Raw genomic sequence first — 724 nt, forward strand, 5'->3', positions numbered from 1 at the left:
CTCCAGTAAGGGTTGACGTGTTGTTTTGCCCGGTGGAGAACGCAGTAACACCGTTCACTGTGAGCGCGTAGTTCGAGTTTGCCGTGGATGCAGCGGCAATGCTTACCACGATAGGGCGCGAGGTTGTGTTGTAGTAGGTAGTGCTAGCGCTTCTCGAACCCGTCACGTTTTGCCAGGTTTGCCCGAAACCGATCGACTGCATCGCAGCGAAGGCTTCGCCACCCTGGCCCTGCACCAGAGATGGCCCACTGGACCACGCGCCAGCCGTCAACTCAGTGATGTTGACGTAGCCGACAACGCGATACGGCGAGTTTGCCGAGACCGCCGATGCCGAGTAGATCGTGCTCGCCGAGTTCGAGCTGCTGCTGATCGTCGTGGGACTGATCAGGTTCGTTTCGGACAGATCCAAGCCGCCGGCAACGTTCGCAATGCACAGGACGGGCGTGCCGCCGTTATAGGCCACCAGCAACGCCAGCATGGCCTGCGTGCCGCCCACAGTGCCCAGCGTCGCGCCAGAGGGCACTGTGATAGAAAGAATTCCGGTCGATAACGGCGTTACCGCACCGCTGCTCAGGGTTCCAGAGCGGAATGCCAGCGCAGTAGGCGACAGCGTGCAGGTCAGCGCATTGGATGCTACGGACGCCGACACGGGAAGGAGACCAACATACCCAGACGAGACGGGGTCCAAGACAATCATCAATGACCCGTTGTACTCAACGTCGGT

2 protein-coding genes are annotated in these 724 nt (G+C 60.1%); one reads left to right on the forward strand and one right to left on the reverse strand.

The annotated features are described in order from the left end of the window. Positions 1 to 478: hypothetical protein (locus RZA33_RS19315; protein WP_317509358.1), on the reverse strand; the 478-nt coding region annotated here is incomplete at its 3' end. A 46-nt stretch (positions 479 to 524) separates the two neighbouring features. Between RZA33_RS19315 and RZA33_RS19320 the strand changes: the two genes are divergently transcribed. Beyond that, positions 525 to 724 (forward strand): hypothetical protein (locus RZA33_RS19320; protein WP_322976228.1); only part of this gene is annotated, 200 nt, incomplete at its 3' end.

The organism is Halovibrio sp. HP20-59, assembly GCF_033052795.2.
In the GTDB taxonomy this organism is placed as follows: Bacteria; Pseudomonadota; Gammaproteobacteria; order Pseudomonadales; family Halomonadaceae; genus Vreelandella.